This window comes from Streptomyces mesophilus (genome assembly GCF_040300965.1).
In the GTDB taxonomy this organism is placed as follows: Bacteria; Actinomycetota; Actinomycetes; order Streptomycetales; family Streptomycetaceae; genus Streptomyces; species Streptomyces mesophilus_A.
The window spans coordinates 1-7,047 of record NZ_JBEPEW010000250.1 but is presented as its reverse complement, the minus strand read 5'-3'; the positions used below and the strand labels follow the sequence as shown (position 1 = coordinate 7,047).

5 protein-coding genes are annotated in these 7,047 nt (G+C 72.7%); 3 read left to right on the top strand and 2 right to left on the bottom strand.

Annotation, left to right across the window (positions count from 1 at the left end):
• Together ABT367_RS39995 and ABT367_RS39990 are read left to right on the top strand one after the other, a co-directional pair.
• Positions 1 to 1,951, top strand: a 1,951-nt coding sequence (locus ABT367_RS39995; RefSeq protein WP_352258716.1) for a DEAD/DEAH box helicase, incomplete at its 5' end; no start/stop codon positions are given.
• On the top strand, positions 1,948 to 3,207 hold the full coding sequence (locus ABT367_RS39990) for an SWF or SNF family helicase (protein WP_352258714.1): 1,260 nt from the start codon (positions 1,948 to 1,950) through the stop codon (positions 3,205 to 3,207). The genes ABT367_RS39995 and ABT367_RS39990, both read left to right, overlap by 4 nt.
• 180 nt (positions 3,208 to 3,387) lie before the next feature.
• Here the strand turns inward: ABT367_RS39990 and ABT367_RS39985 are convergent, their stop codons facing one another.
• Both ABT367_RS39985 and xylA read right to left on the bottom strand, forming a co-directional pair.
• A complete protein-coding gene (locus ABT367_RS39985) occupies positions 3,388 to 4,314 on the bottom strand; it encodes a PT domain-containing protein (RefSeq protein ID WP_352258712.1) in 927 nt (308 codons plus the stop codon).
• Positions 4,315 to 4,451: 137 nt separating this feature from the next.
• Entirely contained in the window at positions 4,452 to 5,618 is a 1,167-nt protein-coding gene (gene xylA, locus ABT367_RS39980) for a xylose isomerase (RefSeq protein WP_352258710.1), read from the bottom strand.
• A gap of 195 nt (positions 5,619 to 5,813) precedes the next feature.
• On the opposite strand from xylA, the gene xylB reads away from it, so the two are divergent.
• Positions 5,814 to 7,047, top strand: a 1,234-nt coding sequence (xylB, locus tag ABT367_RS39975) for a xylulokinase (protein ID WP_352258708.1), incomplete at its 3' end; no start/stop codon positions are given.

The window sequence follows — 7,047 nt, the reverse complement described above, 5'->3', positions numbered from 1 at the left end:
CCCGCTTCTGACGGCCGCCGTGCCCGATGCCGTCGAGCTCGCCGACGAGGAGATCGCCGAGCTGCTCGGTGAGGCCTCGCGCACCCTCGCCGGCGCCGGTGTCGAGGTGCACTGGCCGCGCGAGCTGGCCCGCAAGCTGACCGCGCGTGCGGTGGTCGGGCCGCCGGACGAGGGGCAGTCCGGCGACGGCGCCCCGTCCATGCTCTCGCCCGACGCGCTGCTCGCCTTCAACTGGCGCTTCGCGTTGGGCGACCAGGAGCTGACCCGCGCCGAACTCGACGCACTGGCCGAAGCACACCGGCCGCTGATCCGGCTGCGCGACCAGTGGGTCCTGATCGACCCCGAGGAAGCCCGCCGCGCCCGCGCCCACGAGGACCGCAAGGTCACCCCGGTCGACGCCCTCGGCGCGGTGCTCACCGGGTCCACCGAGGTCGACGGCCGCCGTGTCGAGGTGACCGCGAGCGGCTGGCTCGCCGCCCTGCGCGACCGCCTGGCCGATCCCGATGCCGCCACCGACGTGGCGCAACCGGCCGCGCTCACCGCGACGTTGCGCGACTACCAGCTGCGCGGACTCGGCTGGCTCGCGACGATGACCGAGCTCGGTCTCGGCGGCTGTCTCGCCGACGACATGGGTCTCGGCAAGACCATCACCCTCATCTCGCTGCATCTGCACCGGCAGCAGACGGAAGGGGCGCGCGGCCCGACGCTGGTCGTCTGCCCCACCTCCCTGATGGGCAACTGGCAGCGCGAGATCGAGAAGTTCGCGCCCGGTACGCCCGTACGGCGCTTCCACGGCCAGGCCCGCACGCTGGACGATCTGGCCGACGGCGAGTTCGTGCTCACCACGTACGGGACGATGCGCCTGGACGCCGGGACGCTCGCCGCCCGCACCTGGGGCATGGTCGTGGCGGACGAGGCCCAGCACGTGAAGAACCCGTACTCCGCCACCGCCAAGCAGTTGCGCATGCTGCCCGCGCAGGCGCGGGTGGCGCTCACCGGCACGCCCGTGGAGAACAACCTCTCCGAGCTCTGGGCCATCCTCGACTGGACGACCCCCGGCCTGCTCGGCCGGCTCGGCACCTTCCGCAGCCGCTACGCGCAGGCCGTGGAGAGCGGCCAGGACCCGGCCGCGGCCGAGCGGCTCGCCAAGCTGGTCCGCCCCTTCCTGCTGCGCCGCCGCAAGTCGGACCCGGGCATCGCGCCCGAACTGCCGCCCAAGACCGAGACGGACCGCGCCGTCTCCCTCACCGCCGAGCAGACCGGTCTCTACGAGGCCGTGGTGCGCGAGACCCTCGCCGCCATCTCGGAGGCGGACGGGATGGAGCGCCGCGGCATGATCGTCAAGCTGCTCACCGGGCTCAAGCAGATCTGCAACCACCCGGCGCAGTACCTCAAGGAGGAACGGCCGGCGATCACCGGCCGCTCCGGGAAGCTCGAACTCCTCGACGAGCTGCTCGACACGATCCTCGCCGAGGACGCGAGCGTCCTGGTCTTCACGCAGTACGTGCAGATGGCCCGGCTGATCGAGCAGCATCTGGCGACCCGGGGCGTGCGCACGCAGTTCCTGCACGGCGGTACGCCGGTGGCCGAGCGCGAGGCCATGGTGGGCCGCTTCCAGGAGGGTGAAGTCCCGGTGTTCCTGCTGTCGTTGAAGGCGGCGGGCACCGGTCTGAACCTGACCCGCGCCGAGCATGTCGTGCACTACGACCGCTGGTGGAACCCGGCGGTCGAGGCCCAGGCCACCGACCGTGCGTACCGGATCGGCCAGACCCGCCCCGTGCAGGTGCACCGGCTGATCGCCGAAGGCACCATCGAGGACCGGATCGCCGCGCTTCTGGAACGCAAGCAGGATCTCGCCGACTCCGTGCTCGGCTCCGGCGAGGCAGCCCTGACCGAACTCACCGATGCCGAACTGGCCGAGCTGGTCCAGCTGCGAGGAGATGCCCGATGAGCACCGGTGACGAGCGCACCTTCGAGCCCCTGCCGCCGGCCCACGGACGCGGCTTCGCCGTGACCTGGTGGGGGCAGGCCTGGCTCAAGGCCCTTGAGGACACCGCCCTGGACAATCAGCAGACCAAGGCGGGCCGCAGGCTCGCCCGGGCCGGCGCGGTCGGTGCGGTGTCCGTGCGACCGGGCCGCATCACCGCGGTGGTGCAGGACAAGGGCCGGGCAGCCTTCCGGTCCGACGTCCTGCTGCAGCAGCTGTCCGATGAGGCGTGGGACCGTTTCCTCGACATGGCGGTCGAGAGCTCCGGGCATATCGCGGCGCTGCTCGACCGCGAGATGCCGCCGCATCTGGTCGAGGACGCGGCCGCCGTCGGGATCGAACTCCTCCCCGGTATCGGCGACTTGGAGCCCGAGTGCAGCTGTGAGGCCTGGGACCACTGCGGTCACACGGCCGCGCTCAGCTATCAGATGGCGCGGCTGCTGGACCAGGACCCGTTCGTCCTGCTCCTGATGCGCGGGCGCGGCGAGCGCGCGCTCCTCGACGAGCTGCAGGTCCGCAGCGTCGCGCAGGCCACGGCGGCGCCACAGGAGAGCGAGGCGCCGGCGCCCGCGCAGGGCGTACGGGCCGACGAGGCGTACGCGATGGGGGCGATCCTGCCGCCGCTGCCCGCGCTCCCGGCCCTTCCCGAGGCGCCGGGGCAGCCGCCCGCGCTCGACACCGAGACGGCGCCCGCGCCCGGACTCGACGTCCTGGCCGTGGAGTTCCTGGCGCACAGCGCCACGGCGCGGGCCCATCAGGTGCTCACCGCGGCCCTGTCCGGCCGGCCCTTCCCCGCGCCGCTGGAGGAGAGCCAGGACGCGGTACGTCTGGCCATCGGCGCCCCCGCCCAGGTCCGCGCACGCCTCGCCGAGGGCACGGGGCGGAGCAGGGACGCCCTGGAACTGGCCGTACAGGCCTGGGAGTTCGGCGGCGAAGCGGGGCTCGACGTCCTGGAGAACGAGTGGGCGCCGGACGCGGACGAGGCGGTGCGCGCCCGGGCCGCGCTGGACGCGGCCTGGGAGGAGGACGAACGTCCTCGGCTCAAGACCTCCGGCAACCGCTGGACCCTCGCCGACGCTCCGGCGCAACTGCGCTACGGACGCGACGGCCGCTGGTGGCCGTACCGCAAGGAGCGCGGCCGCTGGGCCCCGGCCGGTCCGGCGGCGCAGGATCCGGCGGCGGCGTTGGCCTCGCTGGTGGGTGGCGAGCAGATCGCCTAGGGGCGTGCAGTCGCAGTGGCGGGCGGTGGGCGGGAGGGCGTGTTCCCTGTCCGCCGCCCGTCTTCCTTGTCCGGCGCACGTCGTCCTTGCGCCCGCCGCCCGTCTTCCCTGTCCGCCGCCCGTCTTCCTTGCCCGCCGCCCTACTTCCTTGCCCACCGCCCTACTTCCTTGCCCGCCGCCCTACTTCAGCGGCTTCGTGAGCTTGCGGCCGCCCGCCTTCGTATCGCCGGAGAGGCTGCACGCCACGCTGTCGATGCCGGTCTGGAATCCGGTGGTGTCCGGGTACTGCACCAGCGTGCCGCGCACGGTGCCCGCGGGCTGCTTGGCGGCCTTCGTGTCGAGGGGGCCTTGGCAGAGCTTGGACGCGGCCGAGCGGATGGCCTGCTCGGTGCTGTAACTCCCTTCCAGCTCCGCGATCTTCACCACTTCCGCGTCATGGGCCGAGGTGCACGACTTGCGTATCGCGTACCCCTGAGCGCTGGTGCCGACGTCGAAGCAGTCCCCCGCCTTCATCAGGAAGTACGGGGTCTCGTCGCCGGCCGGTGAGGCGAAGTCCGTGGGCAGGGCGGTCGGGAAGTCCGTCGGCAGTCCGGTCGGCAGGTCCGTGGGCAGACCCGTCGGCAGCTCCGTGGGGATGCCGGTGGGCAGTTCGGACGGGATGCTCAGGGACGGGGTCGGCTTCTTCGTGGCGCTCGGGTCGGGGTTCTCGCCGTCGCCGCCGCCGTTTCCGCCACCGGTGGCCACCAGGACCACGGCGGCGATGACGCCCACGGCGACGATGACGGCGAGCAGCACGAGCAGACCGGTCCGCCGCCCTGGACCGCCGCCGTCCGGGGGCTCGCCGGGCGGACCGTAGCCACCGCCGGGCGGACCGTAGCCGCCGCCGTCGGGCGGACCGTAGCCGCCGCCGTCGGGCGGGGGACCGTATCCTCCGCCGCCTGGCGGTTGTCCGGAGCCGCCGGGAGGTCCGTATCCGCCGCCTCCTGACGGAGGCCCGTACCCGCCGCCACCGGCCGGAGATCCGTAACCGCCGCCCGACGGAGGCCCGAAGCCCCCGCCCGACGGCGGCTGGGTCGGCGGCTGTGGCGGCACCGGAGGCATGGCCATACCGTCAAGAGTTACCCCGAATTGCTCAAGAAGCGACCCCTGTACGAAAGTTGGCACCCTCCGTCCGCTTGGCCCGCCTCGTGAGCGGGATCAGCCGCGCGCGGGGCGGCCACGCGCGGCCTCACCCACCCACGGGATCAGCCACGCACCCCGAGCAAATGGTCCATGGCCAGCTGGTCGAGCCGCTCGAAGGCCATCCCGCGCGCGGCGGCACCGTCCACGTCGAACTCCTCGTACGCGCCCTTGTCCGCGAGCAGGCCGGCGAGGCCGTCCTCGGCGGTGGGCCGGGCGAGTTCGTCGAGCCGGGCGTCGAGCAGCGCCTGCTGCACATCCGGGTCGGCGCGGAAGGCGGCCGCGCGGTCGCGCAGGATCAGGTAGTTGCGCATACAACCCGCGGCGGATTCCCAGACCCCGTCGAAGTCCTCGGTGCGCGGCGGCTTGAAGTCGAAGACCTTCGGCCCGCTGTACCCGGCCGACTCGAGCAGGTCCACGAGCCAGAACGCGGCCCGCACGTCACCGACTCCGAAGCGCAGGTCCTGGTCGTACTTGATGCCGTTCTGGCCGTTGAGGTCGATGTGGTAGAGCTTGTCGGCCCACAGTGCCTGGGCGATGCCGTGCGGGAAGTTCAGGCCCGCCATCTGCTCGTGGCCCACCTCGGGGTTGACGCCGAAGAGTTCGGGGCGCTCCAGGCGCTCGATGAACGCCAGGACGTGGCCGACGGTGGGCAGGATGATGTCGCCGCGCGGCTCGTTGGGCTTGGGCTCGATGGCGAAGCGCAGGTCGTAGCCCTGCTCGGTGATGTACTCGCCGAGCAGGTCGAAGGCCTCCTTCATCCGGTCGAGGGCATTGCGCACATCCTTCGCGGCCCCCGACTCGGCGCCCTCGCGGCCGCCCCACGCGACGTAGGTCTGCGCACCGAGTTCGACGGCGAGGTCGACATTGCGGATGACCTTGCGGATCGCATAACGCCGTACGTCACGGTCGTTGGCGGTGAACGCGCCGTCCTTGAAGACCGGGTGCGTGAACAGGTTCGTGGTGGCCGCCGGCACCTTCATGCCGGTGGCGTCGAGCGCCTGCCGGAAGCGCTTGACGTGCGATTCGCGCTCACTGTCCGAGGAGCCGAACGGGATCAGGTCGTCGTCGTGGAAGGTGATGCCGTACGCGCCCAGTTCGGCAAGGCGCTGCACCGCCTCCACCGGGTCGAGTGCGGCCCGGGTCGGGTCGCCGAACGGGTCCTTGCCCTGCCAGCCCACGGTCCACAGGCCGAAGCTGAACTTGTCCTCGGGTACCGGCTGAAACGTCATCGCCCCTGCTCCTTCGTCGCGCGGTGACGCCACCAAGGTCTCGGGTGCGTCACGCCTGAGTCTTGCGCTGTCCTGACTATTTCGTCATGCCGATTGACAAATTAGTATCCGGGGACGCGCCTGGAAACCCCCCGGGCGTTGGGCGGACTATGGACCGCCATCCCGCTGCCCGCACGGAGCCGAACGGAGAGCGTCATGACAGCAGCCGAAGGACCGCTGGTCGTCGGTGTGGACAGCTCCACGCAGTCCACCAAGGCCGTCGTCGTGGACGCGTCGACCGGCCGTGTGGTGGCGAGCGGCCAGGCGCCGCACGCCGTGACCACCGGGGCGGGACGCGAGAGCGATCCCGAGCAGTGGTGGCAGGCGCTGTGCGCCGCCGTCGGCGCCTGCGGTCCCGCGGCACGCGAAGCGGCCGCGGTTTCGATCGGCGGCCAGCAGCACGGCCTGGTCACCCTGGACGCCCAAGGCCGCCCGGTGCGCCCGGCGTTGCTGTGGAACGACGTACGCTCCGCGCCCCAGGCGCAGCGTCTGGTCGAGGCGTTCGGCGGTCCGAAGGTCTGGGCCGAGCGGATCGGCGTGGTGCCCGCGGCCGCGTTCACCGTGACCAAGTGGGCCTGGCTCGCCGAGCACGAACCGGATGCCGTCGCGGCGACGGCCGCGGTGCGCCTGCCGCACGACTACCTCACGGGCCGGCTCACCGGCGAGGGCACCACCGACCGGGGTGACGCCTCGGGTACCGGGTGGTGGGCGGCGCCGACCGGCTCGTACGACGAAGAGGTCCTTGACCTTGTCGGCCTCGACCCCGCGCTCCTCCCCCGCCTCGTGGGGCCCGGTGAGGTGGCCGGGACGGTGCGCGCGCTGCCGGAACTCCCCTTCGCACAGGGCGTCCTGGTGGCCCCGGGCACCGGTGACAACGCGGCCGCGGCGCTCGGCCTCGGCCTGCGCCCCGGCGTACCCGTCCTCAGCCTCGGCACCTCCGGCACGGTGTACACGGTCGCGCGGCAGCGTCCTGCGGATCCGAGCGGCACGGTCGCGGGGTTCGCGGACGCACGCGGCGACTGGCTGCCGCTGGCCTGCACCCTCAACTGCACGCTCGCCGTGGACCGTATCGCCGCGCTGCTCGGTCTCGGCCGGGAGGCGGTGGAGGCGGGCGGCTCGGCGACCCTGCTGCCGTTCCTAGACGGCGAACGCACCCCCAATCTGCCGGGGGCCTCGGGCCTGCTGCACGGGCTGCGGCACGACACCACCCCCGGACAGCTGCTCCAAGCCGCCTACGACGGTGCGGTGTTCGCGCTGCTCCAGGCCCTCGAACTGGTCCTTGCCGTGGACGCCGAGCCCACCGACGAGCCGCTGCTGCTCATCGGCGGCGGCGCGCGCGGCCATGCCTGGCAGAACACCGTACGCAGGCTCAGCGGCCGCGCCGTCCAGG